The organism is Mesorhizobium sp. B2-1-8, assembly GCF_006442545.2.
GTDB lineage: Bacteria > Pseudomonadota > Alphaproteobacteria > Rhizobiales > Rhizobiaceae > Mesorhizobium.
Genome location: NZ_CP083952.1, coordinates 5101079 through 5126479 on the forward strand (window position 1 = coordinate 5101079; position 25401 = coordinate 5126479).

The following is a 25401-nucleotide window of genomic DNA, read 5'->3' on the forward strand; positions in this document are numbered from 1 at the left end:
GCCCCCTTCCGCGTTCTGCAGGAGCAGAACGAATATCTCGACGCTTGACAGCGCCCGCATCACTACGCCGACTTTCGGCCCTTGGATTTGGTGCCGCCCTTGATGCCTTCCTTGGCCAGGCTCTTGCGAAGCACCGAGGCGAGGTCGATGACGTTCTCTTTTGGCGCCGGCGCCGGCTTGGGCGGTGCTTTGCCTTTGCGCTTGGCGTCGATCATCGCGATCAACGCATCCTCGTATGTGTCTTCGAACTTCGACGGATCGAACTTGGTGACTTTCTTGTCGATCAACAGCCCGGCGATCTCAAGAAGGTCTTCGTCGTATTTGGGGCTTTCCAAGCCACTGAACACGGTCTTTTCCGACGTCATCTCGTTGTGAGTGCGCAGTTCGGTCAGCAGCATCCCGTTTTGGAAGGGTTGGATCAGCACCTCGCGCCCGCGCTGGTAGAGCACCACGCAAGAACGTGCAGCCACCCGCTTGTTCGCCATCGCGTCGCGTAGGATGGAAAAGGCTTCGAGGGAAGCTTCGTCCGCCGGGATGAGGTAGTAAGGCTTTTCCAGATATCGGGTGTCGACATCTTCGATTGCGACGAATGAATCGACCTCGAGCGTGTGCGCCGATGTCAACTTGAGTTTCTTGATCTCGTCCGGCTCGATCTTGATGAAATGGTCCTTGTCCACCTCGTAACCCTTCACCTGGTGCTCGCTCTCGACGACATCCCCGGTCTCTTCATCCACATATGCGCTTTTGACAGGCAGGCCGTCTTCACGGTTCAAAATCTTGAAATGGATCTTGGAGGCCTCGCTGGTCGCACCCACAATCTTCACGCCGCACGAAACCGACCCGACCTTCAGGAACCCTTTCCAAACCGCACGGGGTGCCACCATGACCTTGCTCCTTTGCTGCCGCGAGTAAAGAACACGCGAAGTCGTCACCCGTTCCGTCGAAGTGTCACGAGACTCGGGCGAGGTTGGCGACGGCTTCGCCCATGCCGCGAAAATGCTGTCAACTTCCTCCCGTCTCTGTTGCCGATATCCCCTTCACGGCATTGCCGATCGCGTTCACCGGTTCCGCCGAGATCCGGCGTGGCCGCCGCTCATAGGAAGGCGCCTCGGCTTCGCTCTGGTGAACCCACATAGCAAAGCTAGCGCTCTCGACTGCTAACCACCGCGAGTTGCGCGGCAGACATCGTGGCGCACTCTGCGTCAGCGCGATGAAGACCGCCGGTGCTTTCTCAGCCTGGTAATCGCCGAGCGTCCGACGGTGACCACGCCGCCGCAGTCAATCCGCACCGTCAACTTGTCGGCTTGGCGATCAATGCGGATGACGTCCCCAACAAGAACGACTTTATCTCCAGCGCGGGTTTTAGGCGGTGGGTCAACCGAATAGGGCGAGTCATAGGACGGAATGCTTACTTTGGCCCGTCCGCTAGGCAGCATCGCGGTGACCGTACCCGTCAGCGCGACCTCGTCACCGATCTCAAGTTCCCGGGGCACGCTATAGTGTAGCATAGGCCTCCTCCGGCGCGTTCCACATATTAATGCCGGCAAACTGACTTGGTTGCGTGAAATCGCAAGTCTCTGCCCCGTCGGCTCCATCGGGCCAAGCACCCTGCGACCGGGCCCAAGGACATGCAGCGGCTGGGATCATCGGCCGCGTGAAACACTTGCGCGGCGAGGAGGATTTGCGGCACGCCTCATTGCAAGACTTCAGGGAAGTGGAATAGGTGGCCGGCGCGCCAGATGCAGCGGCCGTCTACCCTAACGCCAATGGGCCGTCGTGATCAGGGTTCCAAGCGGCAACCATTCTGAACCTGCCACCATTTCCCGTGGCGGCAGGTTGCTTGCCCCGCCGCTGATCGCAAGACACAGCGCGGCGTATGTAATGGCTTGCGCCTCTGTACCGCGAAACTCTGGACTACACCGCTGATTGCCGCACGCTATACTAGCGATCCATGATGTGTCATCGTCTGCGTCTAATTGTCTGGTAATGATCTCAGTTACAGCCATTTCCCCAACCCTGATCCCCGACTCACATTATTCGTGAGCGGAAATGTGCAATCTGTGTAGTTTCCTCGGTCGGGAACATATCTAAAGGGCGGCACATCGGCCGCCCGCCGCCGGTCAATGCAAAGCCGAACGCGCGCTGGTCGCTGGATTTCGTGCATGACCAATTCGCCTGCGGCCGGAGGTTCCGTGTGCTGAACATCGTCGACGACGTGACACGCGAATGTCTGGCCGCGATCCCGTACACCTCAATCTCCGGCCGTCGGGTTGCCCGTGAACTGACGGAACTGATCGCCCAGCGCGGCAAGCCGGGCAAGATCGTCTCCGACCACGGCACCGAGTTCACCTCGAACGCCATCCTCGCCTGGTCGAAGGATTACGGGATCGAATGGCACTACATCGCGCCGGGCAAGCCGATGCAGACGGATGTTGTAGAATAGCCCCTTCTTCTCATTCGGCGGCTTTTTCCACAGCGTTTTGCCTGTTCGGTCGCGTCCGCCATCGGGAAGTTGCTGCTGCATAGGCAGCTTCCGCCTTCTCGACTCGGGATCGTTCTTCGGCGCGCTTGGCCGGGATGTTGTAGTCGAAGGCGGTGCCGCGTCTGGCATGGCTGGTCGGAAGGCCGGCACGCAGCTCGACCGATCTAAACTTGCGGGCGAGCAAGGCCGGCCGGGCCCAGATGTAGTCGGTATTCTTGCTCAGCATGTGCCAGATGATCATTGCAAGCTTGCGCGCAGTGGCGACGGCCGCGATGTGCTTTCCGCGGCGCGAGGCGATGCGCTTGTAGAAGGCGCGTAGAGGTCCTGGCGATCGCACAGCCGCCCATGCCGCCTCGACCAGCATCCCCCGCGCATGGCCGCGGCCCTGCTTTGTGATGCGCCCGTGATAGGCTGGCCCCTCACCAGACTGCCGCACGCTCGGATTGAGGCCAAGATAGGCGACGAGCTTCTGTGGATCGCTGAAGCGCCGTATGTCTCCGATTGCCGCGGCAACGCTTGCAGCCACCGTGACGTCGAGGCCGGGCAACGTCATCAAGCGGCGGATTGTCGGATCCTGGAGCGCATGCACCGCGATATCCGCCTCAACCACCGTCAAAGCCTCGTTGATCTGGTTAATCAAGCCGAGGTGGCGCTCGATGGCGGCGCGCTCATCCGCAGGCAATATTTGCCTCGTCAGCCATTTGCGCCCGCTGATTCCGACCAGGTTCCCATGCGGACACGGCGGGATCAGGTGGGCGTGGAGGATTGACTGGATCAGGTTCTTCAGCCGCGAACGCTGGCGAACCAGCTGTGTCCGCCTGGTGACCTGTCTTCGGAGGGCAAGGGTCCCCGGATCCGGAACCCAGACCTCCGGCAGAAAGCCCGAGGCGTAGAGCTTCGCAAGGACTGTGGCGTCGATCGTGTCAGTCTTCACCTTTGCGTGCGCGATCATGTGCACCTGCTTGGGATTGGCGATCACGACCCGATCCACGTAGGGCGATAGCACCTCGGCAACGGCCGCGGCATTGCCGGTCGCCTCGATCACCACGTGGTCGTCATGGGTGAGTTCCTTCTTGGCGAACACTTCGAGCTTATCGCGCAGCATTTGAACGCGGCCGAGCTTGACGATCTTGCCGTCAAGCAACGACACGACCTCGGCGGCTACGCGGTGTATGTCCATGCCGATAATACGCACGGTTCCCTCCATCGTTGGTCACGAACAGGGAGCCAGCGGGCAACACGACAAATACGGATCCGCGCTCGCAGCGCATCCGGGCGAGTCGTAGGGGCGGCCAGATAACGTGCTCGAACTCGCAGTTCATCTGCATACGACGGCCTGCCCGCACTTGCGTGCTCCCGGTGCCCCGTGGCCCGGATGCGCCAAGCTTAACGAAACCTGACGACCGAACAAACGATGGGCACCGAGAACAACATGCCGGATAACGGATTCGTCGAATCCTTCAACGGCCGCCTGCGCGACGAGCTGTTGAACGAGAGCCTGTTCTTCGGCCTCGACCACGCTCGCAGCGCCATCGCCGAATGGCGGGAGGACTTCAACACCGCGAGGCCTCATTCCTCGCTCGGCTACCAGACCCCGGCGGGATACGCCGAGGTCGTCGCCGCAACCGGCTCCGACGCTGTGCTGATCGAAGGCTCCGCGCCTCCGCCGGTTGCTCAACCCGCGCCAAACGGCGTAACAGAAACGGCCAAGGTTCTAATCGCCGCTGGATGAATGTTCATGGCAGGTCACCTGGTGCACGAAATGCTCGCATCACGCCATGGTAAAGCCGGAAGGGCTGATCCGGCGTTACGCCAGGGAAGCCCTGTTCAGCTCGGTCGAACGGGCGCTTTTCTGCACGAACTGCGATCGGGGCGGGCCGGTCCGGCTCGAGGTCCACAGCATGCCACGAAACTGAGGGTGATGACCGATCCCTTACGGCCCGGCTTGCATCGCAGCGACGCTGTCGTGGGCGCCTGGATCAGCCAGGTAGTGTAGCTGCTGGGAGCAGCGCGTCATTTGGTGCGAGCGGGCAGCGTCTTGCCCGAAGGCGCCAACTCAGAAGACAAAATGCGTGCGCTTTAGCCCGGTTTTTACCGGTTGGCTCGTCAAAGCTTCCTGACCCGCTGGAATGTCCAGTATCATTTGGAACCTTGCGAGCTGCTCCGGAAAATCCCGCGCAAGGTGTCTAACCACCCGCGCGTTTTCCATCAGCCGGTCGAGATAGAGCCTTGCCACCATCAACTCCAGCGCCCAGGTGCCACGAAGGCTGGCGCAGTACAGAAATTCTTCGTTCAGCAAATCAAACTCAGCTTCCATGGCGGCCAGCTGGTCGGCTGTCACCCCGACAAACTTCTTTCTCGGCCTGGAGGGATCCACCAACTGCGACGCCGGAGTAAGCGTTGAGAGGAGTTGCGCATAGTGGAAGCTCACTCTCTTCAGGGCGATCATGAGCCTTGCCGCTTTGAGCTGCCTTTCCGGAACCATCTTGCGCAAGGAAGCGAAGACCTGTGGCGGCACATTCCAATCCTGCAAAAGCTTGAGAGCCTCGGGAGAAACTCCATTGACCAACGGGCTTGGCGCTGAACTCTCCGCAAGCAGGTTCAAAGTAGGTCCTTCAGCCAGGGCCTTCGGCACGAAGGCCAGGCTTTCGGCCGATAGCAGGCGACGGAACGATTCCTGCTTGATCGGATATCGAAACACCTCGGCGATCGTCTGCAGCAGATGCCGAGAGATAATAGCTTCGGCGATCATGTCCCGCGTTCTTTGGCATTCCGCCTGATAGGTTCTGCACAGCCAGGGACCGGTGAACCATCTGTTGGGCTCTTGCATCTTTTCCAAAAGCGCCGCATGTCTTGTGCGGTTATTCTGCAAAAGAAGGTCGGCGGCTTCCAAGCCTAAAACTGTGCGGCGCTCCCTCATGCGGGACTCCCGACGAATGTTCGCTCAGCCAGCGCAACGAGCGGATCTAGCGATCGGAAAAGAAACGCATCCAGCTTCATTCCATTGTTGACATGGAAATCTCCTTTGAACCCGGAAATTTCATGCGTCGGAGCGATCAGGTAGTCGCGAATGATCAGATTGCCCGGCTGCATGCGGATCAAGACGAAAATACCCGCCCTGGCCTCTCGCACGGCCCGCGAAGACCAGCGGGGATAGGCAGAATGCGAAACGCGACACCTGGCGATCGCGAGCGCTACGGTCAACTCGCCATTGATGCGGATGATCTCCGTTTCAGGGTCCTGGGCAGCGTGGCCGGCTGCCTGTTCAATCGCGACCAGCAGGTCTTCTAATGCATGATCGCGGATAGCCTTGAGGCGCCTGTCAATTTCGATGAAATGAGACTTTCTGGGCGGCAGGCAACCGATCAGCTTGTATGCGCCGAGCAGACCTCCGAAATGCGCGCTATAGCGATAGGCCGAAGGGCATTCGGGCGCTGCGTTGATGATGTCGGACGACAGTTTCCCATGACGTTTGTAGAGTCTTCGTAGGACTGCCAGCATCTCGTCATCGCTCATGTGAAGATAAAGCGATTTCAATATTTGCTGTGCTTTGTCGAATAATTGGCGACTGATGATAGGCTCAAAGGCGTTGTCCGCTCTGACCCATTGGTCCGGGGGATTGTATACAACCTTGGTTTTTAGTTTGGTGCAGCGTCTATTCCAGACGTTGTTGCCGATATATTTCTCATTGGTCAGGACACGGCGCACGCCATCGGCTTTCCAAGGCCGACCGAAGTCGTTCAGGATCCCCCGGTCATTCAGATATTTTGCGATTTGAGGTTCGTTTTTGCGTGACCGGACAAACAGGCGAAAGATCAATCGAACAGTAGCTATCTCTTCCGGTGGCCCCGGCACGATGATCACCCGGTCTGTCTGGAAGTTCTTGTATTCATAGCGGGCGAGGATGAGTTTGGGCCGTCCGAACTGGTCAACCATCAGACGCCTTAGTCCAAGCCCCTGGATGCCGCCTACGTGGAAGCCCATGCGGGCCATCCTCACCTGGCCCAAGAAGACCCTCTGTGACAACATCCGGCTGTACTCTGCAGCCATGCTGCGCTTTATGGCCTTGAGTACATCGGATCCGACGGTGCCATCGTTCGCGAATTGCTCGGCGCAAAACTCAATCCGAACACCCGCCATCTGACATCGATATTCGTAGGAAGCGCTTTCATCGACGCTTTGGAACCGGCCCCATCTGCTCACGTCATAGACGACGACAGTCTCGTAATCGGCGAGGCCGTGTTCAATGTCGAACAGCAGCTTTTTGAGCCCGGGCCGGCCTTCTATGTGCAACCCGCTACGGCCGGGGTCTTCATAGGTGGCGACGATGTCGTACCCCATGACCTCTGCATAGCTGCGGATTGCATCCTTCTGATTCTCGAGGGAATAAGTCTGGTGCTCGGTGGACATTCGTACATATTGAGCCGCGCGAACCCTTCGCCTCTCCGTAGGAGGTTCGCGGGCCGCAGCAACCTTGTCCATCGCCTTGCACCATCGGGACGAATGTCAATTCTAGCGGGCAGCGCATGGCAATTCCAGTCAAGATTAAATCGAAGCGTCCGCCCGACTACTTTTGCACTTTGGAAACCATGGCTTTCAACTCATGGGAAACCCTGACTCACTTCGTGAGAAGCCGCGCCGCCGTTCCGCCGCAATGCAACCGCATCGGCTTCGTTCGCCCCTGTCCGTCAGTCCGCGGGGCTTCAGAGGAGTTCCAGTGATGATCATCAAGAAGGCTATTCTGGCGGTGCTGATCACCGCAGCACTTGCGGGTTGCCAGTCGCAGACTGAAGGCCAGCAGCGCGCCACCACCGGTGCGCTATTGGGCGGCGCCGGCGGCGCGCTCGTCGGCCAGGCTATCGGCGGTAACACCAAGAGCACGGTCATCGGCGCGGCCAGCGGCGCGCTGCTGGGTGCCGTCGTCGGCTCGGCTACAACTCCGCAGCGCCGCGAGGACCAGCTCTGCCGCTATCAGGACCGCTACGGCCGGATCTACACGGCGCCTTGTGACGACCGTTACTACAACGGCAATTATTGACGAGCTTCTGACGGTGTGAGCCGGCGCGTTAACGCCGGCTCCCTCACACCGTCATTCTTTTGTACGCTTTGCGGGATATGACGGTTTTGCGGCGGGCGGAGGAGGTCGAGAATGACAAGCCTTGCCGGTGCCCTGAAAAACCGCGGCAAGCATGCAGTGAAGCGGCTGCTTCGCTACGACAGCCGCAACTGGCTGCGCATCCGCCAGATCGAAGCCTTCACGGTTTTCCTCGAAGCCGCCAACCGCAAGTCGCGCGACGTGATCGAGATTTCGCCGGGCTGGAACCGCTACTGGCGGGCGCTGTGCCCGGATTACCGGTCGGTAGATTTTCCCGAGTTCGACATCTGCAAGGACCGCACCGACGAGCAATATTCCATCGTCATCGCTGACCAGGTGCTGGAGCATGTGCAGCGCCCGCAAGCGGCGGCCGCCAATATCCACGCAATGACCAAGCCCGGCGGCTGGGCGATGGTGGCAACACCTTTCTTGTTTCGCGTGCATGCGCGGCCGCACGACTACAACCGCTGGACACCCGCAGGGCTGAAACAGCTGATGATCGAAGGCGGCTTCGCCGAGGACGACGTGCAGGCATTTGGGTGGGGCAACAAGACTTGCGCCAAGGCCCATATTGGCGGCCCGGTGCGAGCCTACGGAATGTGGCGGGATTTGAGCAACGACGAGGAATACCCGCTGATGGTTTGGGCGTTCGCAAAAAGGGCGTCGTAACGTTCGATCTTTTTCCGCCATTCCCACGGCGCGGTGAACGAAACAGTCCAGATGCCGCACCGCGCTGCCATAGCTCACGCTGGGCTTGAGCATAGAAGCCAGTGCTGTACCGGCGTTAGTCGAGCGCATGACCCTGACGCCCATCCATTCCCGCCGGCGGCGCAGACTGCCACCATGCGCCTGAACTGATCGCGAGCGACCTCGATGCAGGATGTCGGGCAATGCGCCTCGAGAAAATCCGCCAGCGCGGGAGATACCGTTTGCCCGCAAGGATATTTCTTGCCGACGGCGTCAATGCAGAGCTGCGCGCGTTCGGGCGCGTCAATGCCGTTCAACCGAATTCGCTGCCCGGGAATTTCGATGGTGTTGCCGTCGATGACAAAGGGACTCAGCGGCGCGGCCGTGGCAAGCAGAGGAAGGAGAAGTAGCGCAGCCGTTAAGAGGCAGGCGCCGCTAGGCAATTGCTCCTGGCTTCGAGGTCGATTTGGATTTTGGCGGTCAGACGCGCCTGGTCGGACGGGCGAAGAGCAAATCGCGTGCGTGGCATGGATACTCCCTCTTCGAATGTAGGACGCTTGCGACGCTGCCTATCGGCAGAGGTCAAGCGCATGGCGAGCGCCTTCGAGCACGATAATCTCAAGAGAGCGTTGGTGCAAAAGACCGTCTTCGAGGGACGGCATCAGCCGCCGATCCGTCCCCGTCGCCTTTCCTGATGACATCTTCAACTGTCCATTCAGGAGAGCGGCGATCCGGCGTCCGAATGCGAAACTGACTTAGTCTCGCAGGATGGGTCTTGAGGGGCGGCGCTCCGTGCGGCTCATTCCGTCGGGCATAGCTCCTGGCGTACCGTTTGTTGGTGCTCTCGGCCTTTGACTGGCGACCCCCATGTTCTTGGCAAGCCCGACAAAACGCAGGACCGCGCGCTTTGGATTCGATTCAAGCCAGATGCCGCTGATTGAACTAACGCTGTTCTTCCCACCCAGAGGCTTCCACCGGGCGGAATCGATGGCAATTTTCCTGGCATAGCTCGCCCCTGCCAAAGTGATGCCTTGCCCGAGCTGCACCTGGAAAATGACGGTCGCTCGGTTCGCGCGACACGTATGAACGGCCGGCCCGCCACCGGCCGCAATGCGTTCGAGCAGGTCCGACGGCGGCCCTTCCAGCCCAACCGGGACGAGCAGAGGCATGTCCGCGAGGTCGGACCATCTGAGCACCGGCCTCTCGACAAGAGAATGACAGGACGGCAGGAGCACGAAGAGGCGCTCTTGCCAGAACACTTCGCTGCTGCAGAATTTGGCGGTGCCAATGTGATGTGTGAACACAAGGTCGAAGCGTCTGCGGCGTATTGCAGAAAGGCACTGGCCCGATGGGACATCCTCAATGGTCAGACTTACGTCCGGGTACAGCTTGCCGAAATGCTCGATGAGGCGTTTGAGGAATTCTCCTCCTGTCGCCCAGCACAGCCCAATCCTGAGTGTCTTGGCATCCTTGTTATCGCGCACACGCTCGGCAAAAGCATCGAGGAGGCCGTCGTAGTGAGCCCGCACGATTTCGATCCAGGCGCGGCCTGTCTTCGTCAAGCGAACGCCGCGCACATCGCGCTCGAACAGCTGGATATCGAGCTGCTGTTCGAGTTTGACGACGTTGCGGCTGACCGAGGATTCCTGAACCCTCAGCGCTCTTGCGGCCTGACGCATGCTGCCGTGATCCACGGCCGCAAAAGCGTAGGTTAGCAACTGGATGGCGTTCCCGTTCCGCGTCATGTCCCTCGAGCTTCGTGACCATCGCTACAGGAGGCGCCTGTCTCACCGCCATGCGATCGGTTCCGTATTGCGGACAGGCGGCACTCAGGCGGATCAACAGTCTCGCCTGCCCGCCTGGAGCCTCGCGCAACTGCCACCCCATGGCTGCGTCACATCGGATTGTCCGCCATGGCGATCGTCGCTGCGTCAGATACGCTGGTCTCGTAGACATATTCATGCGGAATGGCGGGCGCTGACATCTGTGAAGCGTAGAGGTCGAGATTCTCCTTGCTGTTGCTCGCCGCAAGGCTGCAGAAATTGCCGCTGTTCCACGTCATCGTGCAGTACTTGAAATGCGCACCTACGGAGCGCGCCATTTCTGCCAGCGTCACCTCATTGTTGAACATGGTCCCGAGGACGTCCGCCTTCTTTCTTGCGATTTCGTCCGGGGGAAAGTACCTCGCCTTGAAGCCATAATCCTTCTGGGATTCTCGACGCTGGTAGTCGCTTTCATCGGCCGCCCTGAATTTTTCGACGAAGACGAAGATGCCACCCTCCTTGAGGTGCTGGGTCACGAACTCGATCTGCTTGGGTCTGTTGGGCGAGTACATCTGGAAGGTTGTGTCCTCCAGGATGACGTCAAAGCCTCGCGTGAATTTCTTCAGCCGCCGATCAGATCCGAGCGCATCCTTGGTCAACCAGTGGAACGGGCCGATGAAGAATTCGGCGTGGGCCGGTTCGCCATACGCCATGAAGGATTTGTAGTTCTCGGGGTTCGGGCTGCAGGACAGCGAAAGAATCTGCCCATCCGAAAATTCTGACAGGGTTCTGGCCATCGTGCCTTCGGCTGTTCCAAGGCTGTACAGCGACAGCGCGGATCCACGGCGCCGAGCATAGTTCAGCACTGCGTAGGCCATCCTGCACTCTTCTTCCAATCTGTAGGGAATGCTGCCGTGATAGTGCCGGTCGAAGAAACCTTGCCTCGCGGCGTGCAGGCGAACGAGATCGCGCAGGAGTTCATCGCTGGGCAGAAGGCGGGGGTCGGCCTGAGGCTTGCGAAGTGGCATCCCGCTTTTGCCCGCTGCGGTTGCCGCAAAAAACCCTGCTAGTTGGTTGATCCTTGGTCCTTGGTCGCACTCGGCCAGAAAATCGTTGAGCCCTCGCATCGCACTATGCCTCCCGCACCGTTGCTTTGGTGAGATGCCAAGAGCTCGATGGGAAAACTCCACTCAATTAAGAGGGATCTAATGTTTCAGATTGATTCGAGTCTTGGCCGGGGCACTGGTAGGCCTGCTGAATACGATCGGCTTTCCTGAGATTGCCATTTTTTTACTAAAGTCACATCTTCTACCAATCCTGAGTTAGTTGTGATTTGTCCAGCAACCTCTGGTTAGGCACAACACGGGAGGGCGGGCTACTTTTAGTATGAAGGCTGCTGCCATCCGTGGACACCCCTTGCCTCGATCCGAACAAGATCCGCCGTTCACAGCACCAGACGCTTACACACCAACATGAGAGTTGGGGCAACATACGAGCAGACTTGATCAGGAGAACTGGTCTGGAGCGCCAGGAAACAGCAATTTCGTTCCCGGGCCACATATTCCTGATGAACCTGAAAGGGGCGGCAAGCCGCGGAGAGGATTTCGTCGACGGGCGTCGGATCTCGTTTTCGCCACGGCGGGCTGGCTCGGTAATCCATATGCCTGCCGGCAGTGATTGGACGGGGTGGGACGAGGGAGAACCGACGGCCGCCTACCTGCTCGTCTCAATTGAAAAAGGGTTCGCCGACGAAGCGTTCGGCGGGATGGTGCGCCGTCGCTCGGGCGACCTGCCGGCTTCGATCGGATTTCGGGACAGCACGGTGGAGATGGCTTTGCAGCGGATCGCCATCGAGCTCAGGCAGCCCGATCCGATCAGCGTGACGATGGTCGAGAGCCAGGCGATGCACTTGCTCGTTCAGATGGTCAGGCGCAACGGCCACTATTACGAGCCGGCGAAAGGCGGGCTGTCAGCCTTCGATCTCAAACGGGCGATCGCAATGATCGAAGCCTCGTCGGACGAGACACCCACCCTCGCCGATCTGGCAAAGGAGGTCGGTGTCAGCCGTTTCCATTTCAGCAGGGCTTTCAAGCAATCTACCGGGATGACGCCACACGCGTATATCGCGCGGCGTCGACTGGACCAGTCCGCCGACATGCTGCGATCGACCAACTTGTCGGCGACGGAGATCGCGCTGGAATGCGGGTTCGGCAGCTCAAGCCATTTCACGATCGCCTTTAAGCGGGCATTCGGTGTTAGTCCGAGGGAATACCGCCGCCGATCTAGGATTTGATTCAAAACTTCCGCTGATTTCAGCAACGAACTGAAAAAACAAGCGTGATTGTTAAGCGGCAATCTGGGCAGTGGGTATGACAAGCGCCGATTGGATGCGCAGCCCTTGTCAAATGCAATTCAAATTCACGCTGACCTGAGATCAAGCATCCAGTCCCGTCTATGGCTTGGATTCATGGCCAGCACGCTATTGGCGGCAGTCGGACGAAACGGATATTACATCGCATCCGCCTGGACTGTTGTCGCAGCAGGCTGCGGAAGCGGCGGCGTGGCGATACTGCTAGCGACCGTCAGTGTCGTCGAATTCGTTGCAAGCCCTCTAGCCGGCCTGGCAGCGGACCGGTTTGACCGACAGCGATTGAACATCGCGGCCGACCTCGGTCGCTTTGCCATCTTGCTCGCCACGGCTTGCACGCTTCTCTACCGGGACGCCTTTTTAACGCTCTGCCTGTCAGCGGCGCTCTTTTCGATTTGCGATCGTGTCGCTCTGACCGCTTCGCAAGCGATGATCCCGCTCGTGACGGGAGGCGCCGAACTTGCGGCAACGAATTCCATCATCTTCTTCATCACGCAGTTAGGCAGCCTCGGCGCAGCGTTGCTAGCCGGATCACTACTGGGTGGGCGCTCCCCTGCCCTGACGTTCATGGTGCTCGCCCTGTTGTTCCTCGTTTCAGCCGTCTCACTGTCCTGGATGCGGCCAGGCCGCCTCCCGCAAGGTGTCAGAAGGGCCAAAGGCCTGGCACCGAACATCGACACGCATCTCCTCGATCTGTTTGCCGCCTATGCCCTTCTCTATGGAGGCGCGGTGCTGGTCACGGTGATGGGATCAAGCTTCGTCTTCGAAGAGCAGCAAGGCACCGCCGCCGATTTCGGCTACCTTGAGGCCGCGTGGTCGGCTGGTTCGGTTATTGGGGCGGCTGTTCTCGTCAGGCTGACACGAGCGACAAGTGGTCCTATACTGCACCTCATGCTTTTGGCCTCAACGGCGCTCGCGTTGATGTCATTGATCACTGTGCGCGCGCCCTGGACATTGATCGTCTTCGCCACGCTTGGGTTTCTCTACAATCTGGGCCGGGTGAGCATCGAGGTCACACTGCAGTCGCGTATGCCTGACAATGTATTGGGCAGGGCCAAGGGCGTCATGCACAGTCTCGCTGTCGCGCTGGGACTGGTCATATTCAGCATCGCTGGCGCTATGGGCGAGAGTGTATTTCCTTCGACGATCTTCTTCGGATTCGGGGTGGTGCTCCTGATCAGCATTCCTGCATTGAGCATCGGCATCGCGCAGCGAAAGGATGAACCGTGAGGTGGATGAGCTAGCGACCGACACAGACGCCAAGCAGGCGGTGCTGGACTCTCTGGCGACGCTCTATCCTTGGACGCGCTCCTATCATTGCCGCCGGCTTCGCGATTATGCGTCCCGCTTGTTCGAAGCGCCTACCCAGAAACCGGAACCCGAAATTCGCAGCCGCGCGCTTGCCAAGCTGCTCGACACGATCAGGAATGCGGGAACGCGAAACGGATTGCCGATCAACGCCGTCTCCCAAATATGCAAAGATCTAGAGCAACGCCGCGTGTTGCAGACCGGCCCGCATTTGTTTCTCCTCATGGAGCCAGAGGCCTACTACACCCACATCTTCAGCCTGCTTGGCCTCTCGGCGCATGGCTGCTCGAGCTACGTTTCCTATGCCGTTTCAACGGTGAGTCTCGTTGAAAAGCCCCGCAAGGGGCCAGGCTGGATCACGCTTGACGGGAAGCCGGTCAACGTCTTCGGTCTCAGCCGAAGCCGGATGATCGGATACGGCCTTCTGACCGGGCCTGGATCATACCGGTTCGAGCTGGTGCCAGCGGAGCCAAATGCCGAGGGAGATGCCCTCGCCCTGCTTCGCAGTCTTCTGCCGAAGACGCAGTTCGAGCGGCCTGCGCATGCCATCAAGGCAGCCAATCGCATCCTCTGGCCAAAACTTTTCGGAGAGAGCTTTGCCTTCCTGCAAATCGACGATGAGGACGTTGCCGACCTGGTGGCGGACCACCTGTCAGACGAGGGTTCCTGGCTGCGTACGAGGTTGCTGGAAAGCCCAAAGCTGGCTTTGAATATCCTTGACGAGATCGACAGGCTGACGGCTGGCCCCTGGGGTGGCTGGCTAGCCCGCGGTACCGATTTCTTTTGGTACTATGAAAACGGAAAGCGCCTGCCGCTGCGCATGGTGGGTGGAGAACTCATCAATCTGGCGACCAGAACGAAGGTCGCTCGCTTCGCGGCTCCCGATATCATTGAGCGACTGACGAACCGCAGCCTTATTCCGAACCTGCTCCTTATGTTTCTGGTCCTGTCGATCCTGCCCGGCGTGCGCGCGCTCGGAGGCAGTCACCAGCCGGTCTACTATCCCCTGATGCGCTACGTCATTTGTCGGGCTCTAGAGACCGCGGACATGGATCCGGACCTTCGACGCGCTCTCGCAAGCGATGAAGTACCAGGAGCTTGGGGGCATCGCGTCATTGAATGCGATGAGGATCCATTCGAGTCAATCCGAAAGGGCAGCATAGGCGAAACCGGCGAGGTCATAGACCGCTTCGGCGATATGCCTTTCGCTGATGCCTGTGGAGGTCTGAGCAGTTTCGTTTCTGATCCGTCGTGGACTGAACTTTGCTCACAGCTGCGGGAGCGAGCGATTGCCCCAAGCGTCTTTTCCTAAGAGCGGGCAACTTGCAGAGAGCGGTAAGCATACTTTGCAATATAAAAAGCTATTAACTTTGACCGGCTGACCTGAGACTCTGAAGCTCCTCCAGTTTTTGGTAGAGTTCGTCCCGCTCAAGGAGACGGACGAATGAAGCGTTCACGGTTTACGGAAGAACAAGTCATCGCGATTTTGAAGGAGCAGGAGGCGGGAATGAAGACCGCCGATGTCTGCCGCAAGCACGGGATCTCGGAAGCAACCTTCTACAAATACAAGGCCAAGTTCGGTGGCATGGACGTTTCCGACGCCCGCAAGCTGAAGGCTTTGGAGGAGGAGAACGCCAAGCTGAAGAAGCTGCTGGCCGAGCAGATGCTGGACAATGCCATCCTGAAGGATGTCGCCGCAAGAAAATGGTGACGCCCGATGCCAAGCGATGCGCTGTGGTCCACGCCTGCGAGCGGCATGGGGTGAGCCAGCGTCGGGCGCGCAAGGCTCTTTTCGTCGATCGCTCGAGCGTTCGCTACACAAGCATCCGGCCGGACGATGCCATCGTTCGAGCCGCGACGAAGACGGTGGCTGCCGAGCGCCGCCGCTTTGGCTACCGGCGCATCCACATCATGCTTGAACGGCAAGGGATCGTGATGAACCAGAACAAGCTGCGGCGGCTTTATCGGGAGGAGAAGCTCCAGGTCCGCAAGCGTGGCGGCCGCAAGCGGGCCTTGGGAACGAGAAGGCCGATGATCGCGCCGGGCCGGATGAACGAGCGCTGGAGCCTGGATTTCGTTAGCGATGCCTTCACGGACGGACGACGGTTCCGGGTTCTGGCCGTCGTCGACGACTTCACGCGGGAATGCCTGGCGCTGGTCGCGGATAAGTCGCTGTCGGGCGCCCGCGTCGCTCGGGAACTGGACGCCATCATCGCCACCGCGGCAGGTCCTGCACGATCGTCTCGGACAACGGCACCGAGCGGACGTCGATGGCGATCCTCAAATGGTGCCAGGAGAGCGGCGTCGAATGGCACTACATCGCACCCGGAAAGCCGATGCAGACGGATGTTGTAGAATAGCCCCTTCTTCTCATTCGGCGGCTTTTTCCACAGCGTTTTGCCTGTTCGGTCGCGTCCGCCATCGGGAAGTTGCTGCTGCATAGGCAGCTTCCGCCTTCTCGACTCGGGATCGTTCTTCGGCGCGCTTGGCCGGGATGTTGTAGTCGAAGGCGGTGCCGCGTCTGGCATGGCTGGTCGGAAGGCCGGCACGCAGCTCGACCGATCTAAACTTGCGGGCGAGCAAGGCCGGCCGGGCCCAGATGTAGTCGGTATTCTTGCTCAGCATGTGCCAGATGATCATTGCAAGCTTGCGCGCAGTGGCGACGGCCGCGATGTGCTTTCCGCGGCGCGAGGCGATGCGCTTGTAGAAGGCGCGTAGAGGTCCTGGCGATCGCACAGCCGCCCATGCCGCCTCGACCAGCATCCCCCGCGCATGGCCGCGGCCCTGCTTTGTGATGCGCCCGTGATAGGCTGGCCCCTCACCAGACTGCCGCACGCTCGGATTGAGGCCAAGATAGGCGACGAGCTTCTGTGGATCGCTGAAGCGCCGTATGTCTCCGATTGCCGCGGCAACGCTTGCAGCCACCGTGACGTCGAGGCCGGGCAACGTCATCAAGCGGCGGATTGTCGGATCCTGGAGCGCATGCACCGCGATATCCGCCTCAACCACCGTCAAAGCCTCGTTGATCTGGTTAATCAAGCCGAGGTGGCGCTCGATGGCGGCGCGCTCATCCGCAGGCAATATTTGCCTCGTCAGCCATTTGCGCCCGCTGATTCCGACCAGGTTCCCATGCGGACACGGTGGGATCAGGTGGGCGTGGAGGATTGACTGGATCAGGTTCTTCAGCCGCGAACGCTGGCGAACCAGCTGTGTCCGCCTGGTGACCTGTCTTCGGAGGGCAAGGGTCCCCGGATCCGGAACCCAGACCTCCGGCAGAAAGCCCGAGGCGTAGAGCTTCGCAAGGACTGTGGCGTCGATCGTGTCAGTCTTCACCTTTGCGTGCGCGATCATGTGCACCTGCTTGGGATTGGCGATCACGACCCGATCCACGTAGGGCGATAGCACCTCGGCAACGGCCGCGGCATTGCCGGTCGCCTCGATCACCACGTGGTCGTCATGGGTGAGTTCCTTCTTGGCGAACACTTCGAGCTTATCGCGCAGCATTTGAACGCGGCCGAGCTTGACGATCTTGCCGTCAAGCAACGACACGACCTCGGCGGCTACGCGGTGTATGTCCATGCCGATAATACGCACGGTTCCCTCCATCGTTGGTCACGAACAGGGAGCCAGCGGGCAACACGACAAATACGGATCCGCGCTCGCAGCGCATCCGGGCGAGTCGTAGGGGCGGCCAGATAACGTGCTCGAACTCGCAGTTCATCTGCATACGACGGCCTGCCCGCACTTGCGTGCTCCCGGTGCCCCGTGGCCCGGATGCGCCAAGCTTAACGAAACCTGACGACCGAACAAACGATGGGCACCGAGAACAACATGCCGGATAACGGATTCGTGGAGAGTTTCAACGGCCGATTTCGCGACGAATGCTTGAACGAAACGCTGTTCTCCACCCTCACGCAAGCGCGGGCAGCAATCGATCTATGGAAGGAGGACTACAACCGCAAGAGACCACACTCAGCCCTGGGCAACATCACGCCCATCGAATTCGCCACAAAAATGGCGCTGGAAAAACAGGCCGCATGAGGCCAGAAACGAAGCGCCGGACCTCCATTGAAATGGAGGGAACAAGGGTCTCAGGTCACAATAGCCCGGGTGAGCTGTGGCGCAGTTGCGAGGGGGATTGACGTGCTCTCCGTTTTGTCCGCGTCTATACGTTAGCGCTGTTCACGTTGTGATCTCCTGTTGCTCTCGAGACGAAATACCAATTCGCAGAACTGGCTTTCGTTCCAACGGTTTAGTGATGAAGATCGAGGGAAAGCCTGCTGATTTCTTGCGGGATCTACCTCGATGGATACTTCAGCTTTTTGGGCGCAATATCCGCGTGACCAGCAGCGTGATCAGGCTGGAGATGACAATCCATACGCCGATCTCGCCGGCGAATGCCGTTGGCCGAGGCGCCGCCGTGCCGCCAGCGTTAGCCGGAATTGTCGCCTCGGGTTTGGCCGCTGCCCTGGCGTGGCGCGACGCAGCCCGCTCGTTTGCGTCCGCCACAACCGGCGCAAGATCGCGCCGGCTGCCGCGGCGCACCGAATAGGCGCGCGTGATCTCGGCGCCGAAGAGGAAGATTTGCGCCGAATAATAGACCCAGACCAGCACCACCATCAGCGCGCCGGCCGCGCCATAGGAGGTGGCGATGGCGCTGGTGCCGATGTACCAGCGGATCAGCGACTTGCCGATGGTGAACAGCAGCGCCGTGACCACCGCTCCGATCGCGACATCACGCCACTTGAGCCTGCGGTCGGGCAGGACTTTGTAGATCGCGGCGAAGAGCAGCGCTATCAGCACGAAGGAGACGACCGTGTTGATGGCGCTGACGATGAATTCTCCGAACGGCAGGCTGCGGTTGATCAACTCGCCGAGCGCGGCGATCGCCGTGCTCGCCGCGAGCGACACCAGGAGCAGGAACCCGAGCGCGGCCACGAGACCGAGACTCGCCGCCCTCGCCCGCACCAGCCGCGACAGCGACACGCCGTCGGGCTTCACCTTCCAAATCTTATTGAGCGACTGCTGCATCTCGCCGAAGACGCCGGACGCGGTGACGAAGAGCGTCACCAGCCCGATGAGGGTGGCCAAAGTGCCCGACCAGCGGTGCGACGCGGTTTCGATCGTGGCCTTGAGAAGGTCGGCGCTCTGCGGGCCCATGACGCCGGATATCTCGGCCGACAGCGCCAGCTGGGCGGCATCGTTGCCGATGACGATACCGGCGATCGCCACGACGATCAGAAGGATCGGGGCCAGCGAGGTGGTGGCGTAAAAGGCCATCGCCGCGCCATGGCTCAGCGCATTGTCGTTGATATAGCCGGTGACGCTTTCCTTCAGGATCGTCCAACTTCATCGACCCAGCGCGGCATCTTTCCTCACTTATTTCGGACGTGGATCCTCGAGACCGGCGCCGATCGCAGGGAACTCCCTTGCCCGGCGCTTCTCGACCGCTTCGGCGAGCGCCAGAGCGGCGTTCGTCACTTCGGCCTGGACGGCCTTGTCGGCGTCGAGCTCTTCATGGCTGGTCGCATAGGGCTTCCAGTAACCGATATAGCGGTCGAGCTCGCCAAGCTCTCCGATCGGATCGAGCTTCATAGAACGCAGCCAGTCGGCAAGCGCGTACCGCACGTTTGCCGCGCCTTCCGTGTCGCCATGCACGACGACCGAGAAAAGCCGGCCGGCGAGATGGCGCGGATAGTCCCAACCGGCAAGCTCAGCTTTCTTGGCAAGGGCAGCATCTTTGCCCTGCGTCAGGGTCGGGTCGGGATTGCCGCCATCGGCGCAGACGAGGCGGTCCATCATCAGCTTGATCGGCGATGAGGTTTGATACCAGTTGACAGGCGTCACGATCATCACGCCATGCGCCTCGACCCAGAGCGGATAGATGTCGTTCATCCAGTCCTGCACCTGGCCGAGCGAATGGTTCGGGTAGCAGGAGCACGGCCAGTGGCAGAGTGCCGCCGCCGTCGAGAAGCACGCCTTGCAGGGATAGATCTTGCGACCGTATTCGGAGGCCAGCCGCGAGAGGTCAAGCACCTCGACCGAGAAGCGGGGCTTTTGCGCGATGGCATCGCGCGCCAGCTCGACCAGCCGAAAGCTTTTCGACATCTCGCCCGGGCAGGTGTGCTCGCTGCGCGACGAGCCGTTGATGATCAGGATGCGCGAGGGCGCGGCTTTGTCTTCGTGGCGCCGCTGTGCTGCCTCGACCGCCTCATGGGCGGCGATCCATTCGACCGACAGATCGTAATCGGGATCATGGAAGCCCTCTCCGGCCTTACGGGTAACGGGGCTCTTGCGTTCCTCGCTATAGGCCTGCCAGGCGATCTCAGCCAACCTACCGAGGGATTCGGCCTCCCCCTCGAAGGCTGGATCGTAGAACAGTTTCCTGTAGCGCTGCTTGAATTCCGCCTCGCCGAGGCGCGGGCTGGGCATCCCTTTGCGCGGTTCAATGTCGGCTTTGTCGGATCGCGTCTGCTCTGCCATTTTCTACCCAAGCCCAATACGCAGCGGGCTGGGCGGCCCGCGAATGACAATTCGGCGCGCGACGGTTGGTTCCGGTGGAGAAAAAGGCCCGCCCGGTGTGTAGAGATCGGCAAGCATCGGGCCGTGGGAGCCCAAAGGCCGCGCGGGTCAGAGGTGTGGTGACCCGCCCCCCAAAACCCAACCGGCAGGGCGCGATGAGTTCCGGCCGGGGCGGTCCCCGCCGGCCGCTTACTTCGACGTCTTCGGTGGCACCTCGCCCGGCTTGATCACCGGCATGTCGCTGCCGGTCATCGAACAGGTGATGCCGTGGTCGGCCATCAGCCGCTGGAACTGCTCGCTCGTATATTGCGATCCCTGGTCGGAATGAGGCAGCAGGCTGTCGGGCTTGCCTCTCCTCCAGATCCCCATTCAGATCGCCATGATGAGCGCATCGGTGACGAGTTGTGCTGTCATTTCGGCCTTCATCGCGAGAACAGGTCGACCACTGCGGCGACGTAGAGCCAACCTTCCGCAGTCCAGATGTAGGTGAAGTCGGCGATCCATTTCTGGTTCGGCTCCGATGCCTCGAAGGCGCGGTCTAGGAGGTTGTCCGACACTGCCGAGCGCTCGCCGGTATCCTTTGGCAGTCCGCGGCGCCGAGGCCGGGCCCGCAGCCCGTTCTCCTGCATCAGACGTTCGATACGATGCAGACCGCAGGAAAGACCTTGGCCAGCACGTCGTGCCAGATGAGGCGGGCACCATAGGTCCGATCGCTGCTTTTGAAGCTTCGGTCAATCCGGGAAACGAGGATCTCGTTATGCCGGGAGCGAGTGCTGGGGCTGCGGTTGAGCCAGGCATAGAAGCCCGACCGGGATACATCCAGCGCACTGCACAGCCATGCCACCGGCCAGATGTTCCGGTGCCTAGCGATGAAAGCGAACCTCATGTCACTTCCCTCGCGAAGTAGGCTGCGGCCTCTTTTAGGATGTCACGCTCCGCCTTCAGCTTCGCCACTTCCTTGCGAAGCCGGTCGATCTCCTGCTGCTCCGGCTTCATCTGCCCATGACATGATGTGGATCGGTCGACAGCTCGCGCACTCATTTGCGCAGCACATTCTCGTGGAGATCGAAATCGCGGGCAGCTTGGGCCACCGCAACGCCCCGATCCTTTATCAATCTCACCGCCTCAAGCTTGAACTCGCGGCTGAATTTCCTTCCCTGCATTCCCACTCTCCAGTTCCGTTAAACACCTTATCTCGGTGTCCACGAAACCGGCAGCAGGCCAGTCCTGACGTTCCGGATATGAGCTAGACGCCAAAAAAGGCGCATATTATCCGCCAGGAGACAGTGCTGGCTAACTAACCATCAGGGCCAATTCAGGGTCGCCCTCGGATCCAAATTTGAGAGCCATGTTTCGGCGGCGCCGCTCGAAAGCCGTCCAGAAAGCATGCCGCCGACCGGGCCTAGGCATCGCTCCCTCCTCGGAAACAGTCGCGCGGACCCTGTCCCCAAGGTAGCACAGGTTCGGCATGCGCCCTCAGGCGACGCCGGCAGGACCATGGACCCCGGAACGTAGGGCCTTTGTTTACGTTGATTGAAATGACGTTGACGGAAACCGACGGTCTATCAACAACAGGAGGAATCTCACAATGGTCCGCAAGATACTCGCTACGGTGGCGACGGCCGCTCTCATTACGACGGCGCTCTGCACCGCCGGTGCACACGCCGCAAACACGAGCAAGCCCGCTACCCAGACAGAGGTTGTTGCTCCGGTCACTGATGGCAAACTCGTCTCCAAGATCATGGGAACCGCGGTCTATGACAGCAGCGCTGATGACGCGACGAAGATCGGTGATGTTAATGACATCGTCCTGGACAAGGACGGGAACGCCAAACTCGTGGTCATTGGCGTCGGCGGTTTCCTTGGCGTGGGCGAAAAAAATGTCGCCTACGACTTCAATAAGCTTGAATGGGTCAACAAGAAGGGCGATCGCTGGTTAGTCGCGAAGACGACGAAGGATGAGCTTAAAGCTCAGCCCAATTTCGATACGAAGGCTTACGATACCGCGGCAACGTCGACGACCCAGCCGGCCAACGGCACGGCGGACACCCAAGCGACAACTGCCAAAACCGACAGGACTGCGACGGCCTCGGTCGACAAGTCGACCTTGACCCAAATGCCGTCAGACAAAATCAGCGCGGCAAATCTGATCGGAACCAACGTCTATGGCGCAGATGATGCGAAGGTCGGCGAGATCGGCGACGTTATCCTGACCGGTGATAAGAAGGTCGACTCGATAATCGTTGATGTAGGCGGCTTTCTGGGCATTGGCGAAAAGAAGGTTGCGGTCGGCATGGAGAACCTCAAGTTCATGACCGACAAAAACGGCAACCGTTACCTCTATACGAACTTCACCAAGGACCAGTTGGAGGCGCAGACTGCCTACGACAAGGCTACTTACGCACAAAACCGGGACAAGCAGCGCATCATCGTCAACAAGTAAAAACACCTGGAGCGCTCGCCTGTGGCGGGCGCTTCGGCCGTCTATGGGTAGGAGCGGGCTTGAAATTAGCCGACGAAGTCCGTCATTGCTCTGAAGATATCAGCGATCTCGTTCTGTCTGATGTCGTTTCTGCGCTTCATCGACGAGTTAAGGTTAGCCACGAATTCGATATTCCCTACATCGCTGGGTACAGCAGGGATGCAGCTACGATTTACATCGACCGACATCTGCCGCGCACCATCAGATGGAAAGCCAAGGACGTGCGGCTGGAGCCGTTTTTGGTGTGCCACGAAATTGTTGAAAAAGCTCTCTTGGACGAATTGCGGCTTCATTATCTGCACGCCCATCAAATCGCTTCGCGCATCGAGAGAGACGCGGTCAGAGGGGCTGGCCTGACTTGGCGGCACTACCAAAGCGTCATTAAAGGGCATGAGAAAGCAATTGATGAGGAACAGCTTCGCTGCGTGCCAAGGGAGTTAGATCTCACCCCTTACAAGGACCTGAAGGATTACCCGTTGCTCCGGCGGCTGGTCCAAGCATCGCAGTAGCTCGTTGCGTGGGATGGTGCAAGGCACGGAGACATCGGGAAATTGAAGCAGGCACACTGTCAAATTTTCTCGCCAATGGAACTTCCCGACGGAATGCTGGTTCGCCTGCATAGGGACGATTGAGGCTGTTTCGGCCTGTGTTGCAGACGGAGCGCCTCGCCAACAGGAGACGGCCATGAAACATCAGACACTTGCAGAACTGCATGGGGTCGCGGAGGTCGAAGCATCCTTTCCGGCTATGACGCGGCGCCAGCGTTTGGAACATTGGGCCATGCTGCTCGAGCGAAATCCCGAGCAGTACCTCGCCGCCTTCCCCGGGACGGAATACATGACCTTGGACGTGCGCGACAAAACCCAGTCCCTCGGCTCCGCGCTCAGCATCGCTTTCGCCGATCCAACTTTGCGGGCTGAAGGGCTGAAGAACGATACGTATGGCGAAGCGAAGCGCTTCTTCGAGCTTACGGATTGGCAGTTGCACGCTGTTGTCTGCCATTGCCATGTCGGCGGCGCGATGAAAGCCGGATGGGCTGCCGTTCAAGTTCGATCTGCCATCAACAAAGAAGGCAAGCTTTTCAGCAAATTGCGCGAAGCGATTGCCCATTGGCCGGTATTCCGCATTTTAACCCATGCGAGGGAGTAAAAGACGCCTCAGGGCGCTGAACTAGCCAGCGATCTGACAAGGTGCAAGCACGTGAACGACGACGTGTTTTGGACCTCGACGTCGCTTACGTGACAACAACGGGCGAGCGTCGCCCGTTTCCTTTTGCCAATCGAGCCGGTCCGCGGCCTCTGAGCATTGACGAGGCGGGCGCGAACGACGACCGCGCTATGCGATGGCGTTTTATCGGCATCTCGCCCCCGGTCCATAGGATGACCCGCCAAAAAGGCTCGCTGCCCCAACTGGGCAGACGTCGGGCGCAGCTACGGGGCAGCAATATTACGATCGAACCGTAATCTCGACAGGCAATGGTGAACGCTGGTTTTGCAGCGAAGCCGATGCCCGATCAGCGGGATGGCGAAAGGCGCGGCAGTGCCGGCCTCCTTGCTCTTGTGACGCTGCAATTGCCCGATTTTGGCGCCTTTGACGTCCAGCAATCATGGATGTCCTAGGAATAAGCGGTCGAGTGCCGGGTTCCATCTAGCCCGCACCAAGCCTGCAACCAACACGACAAACCCGATAGAAAACAGGACCGCCAAAAGCCAAGCAGCCTCCACGAATCATAAGAGCCTCCTCCTGTCGCTGTCCCCTTGTAAGAAGCCCTATGGGGCGTTTCGGTTTTCCCTAGGCGATAGGCGGGACGTGCAGCAATTTATGCTGCAATGCAGCAACCAACTTGGAAGCGCCGCGTTCCGCTCATCCTCCGCTTCAGATTGACCGCAAAAGAATGGCAGCGCCACTACCCTGCCGCAGGCATTCGACCGTATGCGAGGTCATGGCGGCCCAACGGCGAAGCAATTGGCTTCGCCAGTCAAGCAAGCAACCGGTCACTCCGGACCATGGCCGAAGCTCTCTGTCTGGCATGGAGGCGGCCGAGAGCGTTCCACCGACATGACGACTATTGCGTCACCGCGCATTCGTGCGGAGGCAGGGCTTGCGCCAATGAGCTTTGCTCTCCTGGGCTTCGGCGAACTCAGTCTTTCTTCCACGCCGCCAGCAGCGGGCCCTTGCTTCCATAGACGGGGTCCTTGCCCGGACGACCTACCCTGGGGATCGTCACCACCGCCTTGGCGTGATCGGCGGGGGTCGTGCATTCGTCATAGGTGCCGGACGGCGGATAGGCGCCAACCACGAGAAAGTCGTCGGAGGCGGAGATGCGCTGAGGCCGCGGCCCTTGAACGTCGAGAACTCCCGGAAAATCGAGAGTCCTCATGCCGGAAACAGGTTGCCATTCAGTTCGCGACAGAACCGGAAATTCAGCCGTGCCGAGACCGCTTCTGTTCGTTCAGGGCGGGAGCGAAAACGCGCATGACGAGTGGGGACAGCAAACTGGTCGGAAAGGGGCTCTGCCTGTTTTCATATTGGTCAAGATAGAAAAACTAGGCTAATTGGATCTCGCGCAGGGGCCATGTTGGCGGCCTGCCCCTCACGATAGGCAACCCGTTCGCCGGCGCCGAAACCGTAGATTTCCAAGAGTTCGCGAGTATGATACAAATATATGAATTCACTGTGCTCCGCTGCCCCCGA

Annotated in this window: 21 protein-coding genes and 5 pseudogenes; 13 read left to right on the top strand and 13 right to left on the bottom strand. The window is 59.7% G+C overall.

The features are described 5' to 3' along the window. Positions 1 to 62: 62 nt before the first annotated feature. Positions 63 to 884 (bottom strand): Ku protein, encoded by an 822-nt coding sequence (locus FJ970_RS25165; protein ID WP_140764542.1) that lies wholly within the window; start codon positions 882 to 884, stop codon positions 63 to 65. 318 nt (positions 885 to 1202) lie between these two features. Continuing rightward, entirely contained in the window at positions 1203 to 1508 is a 306-nt protein-coding gene (locus tag FJ970_RS25170; RefSeq protein WP_140764545.1) for a preprotein translocase subunit YajC, read from the bottom strand. A gap of 602 nt (positions 1509 to 2110) precedes the next feature. Between FJ970_RS25170 and FJ970_RS25175 the strand changes: the two are divergent. After that, positions 2111 to 2440 (top strand): annotated as a pseudogene (locus tag FJ970_RS25175) (DDE-type integrase/transposase/recombinase); the annotation flags it as partial. Positions 2441 to 2453: 13 nt separating this feature from the next. Here the strand turns inward: FJ970_RS25175 and FJ970_RS25180 are convergent. Next, the gene (locus tag FJ970_RS25180; protein WP_227792197.1) at positions 2454 to 3662 is read right to left on the bottom strand and encodes an IS110 family transposase; all 1209 of its coding nucleotides are present in this window, start codon (positions 3660 to 3662) and stop codon (positions 2454 to 2456) included. Between the two features lie 261 nt (positions 3663 to 3923). Between FJ970_RS25180 and FJ970_RS25185 the strand changes: the two are divergent. Then, a pseudogene (locus FJ970_RS25185) lies at positions 3924 to 4214 on the top strand (integrase core domain-containing protein); the annotation flags it as partial. Positions 4215 to 4538: 324 nt separating this feature from the next. On the opposite strand, the gene FJ970_RS25190 reads toward FJ970_RS25185, so the two are convergent. After that, a complete protein-coding gene (locus tag FJ970_RS25190; protein WP_140765764.1) occupies positions 4539 to 5402 on the bottom strand; it encodes a plasmid partitioning protein RepB C-terminal domain-containing protein in 864 nt (287 codons plus the stop codon). Then, a complete protein-coding gene (locus FJ970_RS25195) occupies positions 5399 to 6892 on the bottom strand; it encodes a recombinase family protein (protein WP_321575693.1) in 1494 nt (497 codons plus the stop codon). The genes FJ970_RS25190 and FJ970_RS25195 overlap by 4 nt, the downstream gene beginning before the upstream one ends. A 310-nt stretch (positions 6893 to 7202) precedes the next feature. Here FJ970_RS25195 and FJ970_RS25200 point away from each other — a divergent pair, with 310 nt between their 5' ends. The 3 genes from FJ970_RS25200 (at position 7203) to FJ970_RS25210 (ending at position 8674) form a co-directional block, all read left to right on the top strand. After that, positions 7203 to 7520, top strand: coding sequence for a YMGG-like glycine zipper-containing protein (locus tag FJ970_RS25200; protein WP_140765768.1), 318 nt, complete (start codon positions 7203 to 7205; stop codon positions 7518 to 7520). Between the two features lie 111 nt (positions 7521 to 7631). Next, a complete protein-coding gene (locus FJ970_RS25205; RefSeq protein WP_140765769.1) occupies positions 7632 to 8246 on the top strand; it encodes a class I SAM-dependent methyltransferase in 615 nt (204 codons plus the stop codon). Between the two features lie 221 nt (positions 8247 to 8467). Further along, positions 8468 to 8674, top strand: coding sequence for a hypothetical protein (locus tag FJ970_RS25210; protein ID WP_181178850.1), 207 nt, complete (start codon positions 8468 to 8470; stop codon positions 8672 to 8674). Positions 8675 to 9019: 345 nt separating this feature from the next. Here FJ970_RS25210 and FJ970_RS25215 read toward each other — a convergent pair whose 3' ends face one another. Both FJ970_RS25215 and FJ970_RS25220 read right to left on the bottom strand, forming a co-directional pair. Beyond that, on the bottom strand, positions 9020 to 9943 hold the full coding sequence (locus FJ970_RS25215) for a LysR family transcriptional regulator (RefSeq protein ID WP_181178851.1): 924 nt from the start codon (positions 9941 to 9943) through the stop codon (positions 9020 to 9022). Positions 9944 to 10158: 215 nt separating this feature from the next. After that, positions 10159 to 11154 (bottom strand): class I SAM-dependent methyltransferase, encoded by a 996-nt coding sequence (locus FJ970_RS25220; protein WP_140765773.1) that lies wholly within the window; start codon positions 11152 to 11154, stop codon positions 10159 to 10161. Positions 11155 to 11528: 374 nt separating this feature from the next. Between FJ970_RS25220 and FJ970_RS25225 the strand changes: the two genes are divergently transcribed. The 4 genes and pseudogenes from FJ970_RS25225 to FJ970_RS25240 all read left to right on the top strand — a co-directional run. Next, entirely contained in the window at positions 11529 to 12320 is a 792-nt protein-coding gene (locus tag FJ970_RS25225; RefSeq protein ID WP_224597644.1) for a helix-turn-helix domain-containing protein, read from the top strand. A gap of 174 nt (positions 12321 to 12494) precedes the next feature. Continuing rightward, complete coding sequence (locus FJ970_RS25230) at positions 12495 to 13625, top strand: MFS transporter (RefSeq protein ID WP_140765777.1); 1131 nt, start codon at positions 12495 to 12497, stop codon at positions 13623 to 13625. After that, positions 13615 to 15015 (top strand): hypothetical protein, encoded by a 1401-nt coding sequence (locus tag FJ970_RS25235; protein ID WP_140765779.1) that lies wholly within the window; start codon positions 13615 to 13617, stop codon positions 15013 to 15015. The genes FJ970_RS25230 and FJ970_RS25235 overlap by 11 nt, the downstream gene beginning before the upstream one ends. A gap of 132 nt (positions 15016 to 15147) precedes the next feature. Further along, a pseudogene (locus FJ970_RS25240) lies at positions 15148 to 16060 on the top strand (IS3 family transposase); the annotation flags it as partial. A gap of 13 nt (positions 16061 to 16073) precedes the next feature. Here FJ970_RS25240 and FJ970_RS25245 read toward each other — a convergent pair. Next, complete coding sequence (locus FJ970_RS25245) at positions 16074 to 17282, bottom strand: IS110 family transposase (protein ID WP_227792197.1); 1209 nt, start codon at positions 17280 to 17282, stop codon at positions 16074 to 16076. A 261-nt stretch (positions 17283 to 17543) separates the two neighbouring features. Between FJ970_RS25245 and FJ970_RS25250 the strand changes: the two are divergent. Further along, positions 17544 to 17744: pseudogene (locus FJ970_RS25250) on the top strand (integrase core domain-containing protein); the annotation flags it as partial. A gap of 273 nt (positions 17745 to 18017) precedes the next feature. Here FJ970_RS25250 and FJ970_RS25255 read toward each other — a convergent pair. From FJ970_RS25255 to FJ970_RS25265, 3 genes and pseudogenes are all read right to left on the bottom strand, one after another. After that, positions 18018 to 18983 (bottom strand): YihY/virulence factor BrkB family protein, encoded by a 966-nt coding sequence (locus FJ970_RS25255; RefSeq protein WP_140765629.1) that lies wholly within the window; start codon positions 18981 to 18983, stop codon positions 18018 to 18020. 99 nt (positions 18984 to 19082) lie between these two features. After that, positions 19083 to 20186 carry a flavodoxin family protein gene (locus FJ970_RS25260; RefSeq protein ID WP_140765627.1) on the bottom strand — a complete coding sequence of 368 codons (1104 nt, stop codon included), beginning with the start codon at positions 20184 to 20186 and terminating at the stop codon, positions 19083 to 19085. 279 nt (positions 20187 to 20465) lie between these two features. After that, positions 20466 to 21388, bottom strand: a pseudogene (locus tag FJ970_RS25265) (IS3 family transposase); the annotation flags it as partial. A gap of 425 nt (positions 21389 to 21813) precedes the next feature. On the opposite strand from FJ970_RS25265, the gene FJ970_RS25270 reads away from it, so the two are divergent. The 3 genes from FJ970_RS25270 to FJ970_RS25280 all read left to right on the top strand — a co-directional run bounded on the left by FJ970_RS25270 (position 21814) and on the right by FJ970_RS25280 (position 23856). Then, the gene (locus FJ970_RS25270) at positions 21814 to 22668 is read left to right on the top strand and encodes a PRC-barrel domain-containing protein (RefSeq protein ID WP_140765625.1); all 855 of its coding nucleotides are present in this window, start codon (positions 21814 to 21816) and stop codon (positions 22666 to 22668) included. 59 nt (positions 22669 to 22727) lie between these two features. Further along, complete coding sequence (locus FJ970_RS25275; RefSeq protein WP_181178843.1) at positions 22728 to 23216, top strand: hypothetical protein; 489 nt, start codon at positions 22728 to 22730, stop codon at positions 23214 to 23216. A gap of 175 nt (positions 23217 to 23391) precedes the next feature. Further along, entirely contained in the window at positions 23392 to 23856 is a 465-nt protein-coding gene (locus FJ970_RS25280) for a hypothetical protein (protein WP_140765623.1), read from the top strand. Positions 23857 to 24137: 281 nt separating this feature from the next. Here the strand turns inward: FJ970_RS25280 and FJ970_RS25285 are convergent, their stop codons facing one another. Beyond that, complete coding sequence (locus FJ970_RS25285) at positions 24138 to 24311, bottom strand: hypothetical protein (RefSeq protein WP_181178842.1); 174 nt, start codon at positions 24309 to 24311, stop codon at positions 24138 to 24140. Between the two features lie 536 nt (positions 24312 to 24847). Next, a complete protein-coding gene (locus FJ970_RS25290) occupies positions 24848 to 25087 on the bottom strand; it encodes a hypothetical protein (RefSeq protein ID WP_181178841.1) in 240 nt (79 codons plus the stop codon). Positions 25088 to 25401: the final 314 nt, after the last annotated feature.

Excerpts from the sequence above, each read along its gene's own strand:
- FJ970_RS25165 (WP_140764542.1), bottom strand. The coding sequence starts at position 884 with ATGGTGGCACCCCGTGCGGTTTGGAAAGGGTTCCTGAAGGTCGGGTCG.
- FJ970_RS25170 (WP_140764545.1), bottom strand. The coding sequence starts at position 1,508 with ATGCTACACTATAGCGTGCCCCGGGAACTTGAGATCGGTGACGAGGTC.
- FJ970_RS25180 (WP_227792197.1), bottom strand. The coding sequence starts at position 3,662 with ATGGACATACACCGCGTAGCCGCCGAGGTCGTGTCGTTGCTTGACGGC.
- FJ970_RS25190 (WP_140765764.1), bottom strand. The coding sequence starts at position 5,402 with ATGAGGGAGCGCCGCACAGTTTTAGGCTTGGAAGCCGCCGACCTTCTT.
- FJ970_RS25195 (WP_321575693.1), bottom strand. The coding sequence starts at position 6,892 with ATGTCCACCGAGCACCAGACTTATTCCCTCGAGAATCAGAAGGATGCA.
- FJ970_RS25200 (WP_140765768.1), top strand. The coding sequence starts at position 7,203 with ATGATCATCAAGAAGGCTATTCTGGCGGTGCTGATCACCGCAGCACTT.
- FJ970_RS25205 (WP_140765769.1), top strand. The coding sequence starts at position 7,632 with ATGACAAGCCTTGCCGGTGCCCTGAAAAACCGCGGCAAGCATGCAGTG.
- FJ970_RS25210 (WP_181178850.1), top strand. The coding sequence starts at position 8,468 with ATGCGCCTCGAGAAAATCCGCCAGCGCGGGAGATACCGTTTGCCCGCA.
- FJ970_RS25215 (WP_181178851.1), bottom strand. The coding sequence starts at position 9,943 with ATGCGTCAGGCCGCAAGAGCGCTGAGGGTTCAGGAATCCTCGGTCAGC.
- FJ970_RS25220 (WP_140765773.1), bottom strand. The coding sequence starts at position 11,154 with ATGCGAGGGCTCAACGATTTTCTGGCCGAGTGCGACCAAGGACCAAGG.
- FJ970_RS25230 (WP_140765777.1), top strand. The coding sequence starts at position 12,495 with ATGGCCAGCACGCTATTGGCGGCAGTCGGACGAAACGGATATTACATC.
- FJ970_RS25235 (WP_140765779.1), top strand. The coding sequence starts at position 13,615 with ATGAACCGTGAGGTGGATGAGCTAGCGACCGACACAGACGCCAAGCAG.
- FJ970_RS25245 (WP_227792197.1), bottom strand. The coding sequence starts at position 17,282 with ATGGACATACACCGCGTAGCCGCCGAGGTCGTGTCGTTGCTTGACGGC.
- FJ970_RS25255 (WP_140765629.1), bottom strand. The coding sequence starts at position 18,983 with ATGGCCTTTTACGCCACCACCTCGCTGGCCCCGATCCTTCTGATCGTC.
- FJ970_RS25260 (WP_140765627.1), bottom strand. The coding sequence starts at position 20,186 with ATGGCAGAGCAGACGCGATCCGACAAAGCCGACATTGAACCGCGCAAA.
- FJ970_RS25270 (WP_140765625.1), top strand. The coding sequence starts at position 21,814 with ATGGTCCGCAAGATACTCGCTACGGTGGCGACGGCCGCTCTCATTACG.
- FJ970_RS25280 (WP_140765623.1), top strand. The coding sequence starts at position 23,392 with ATGAAACATCAGACACTTGCAGAACTGCATGGGGTCGCGGAGGTCGAA.
- FJ970_RS25290 (WP_181178841.1), bottom strand. The coding sequence starts at position 25,087 with ATGAGGACTCTCGATTTTCCGGGAGTTCTCGACGTTCAAGGGCCGCGG.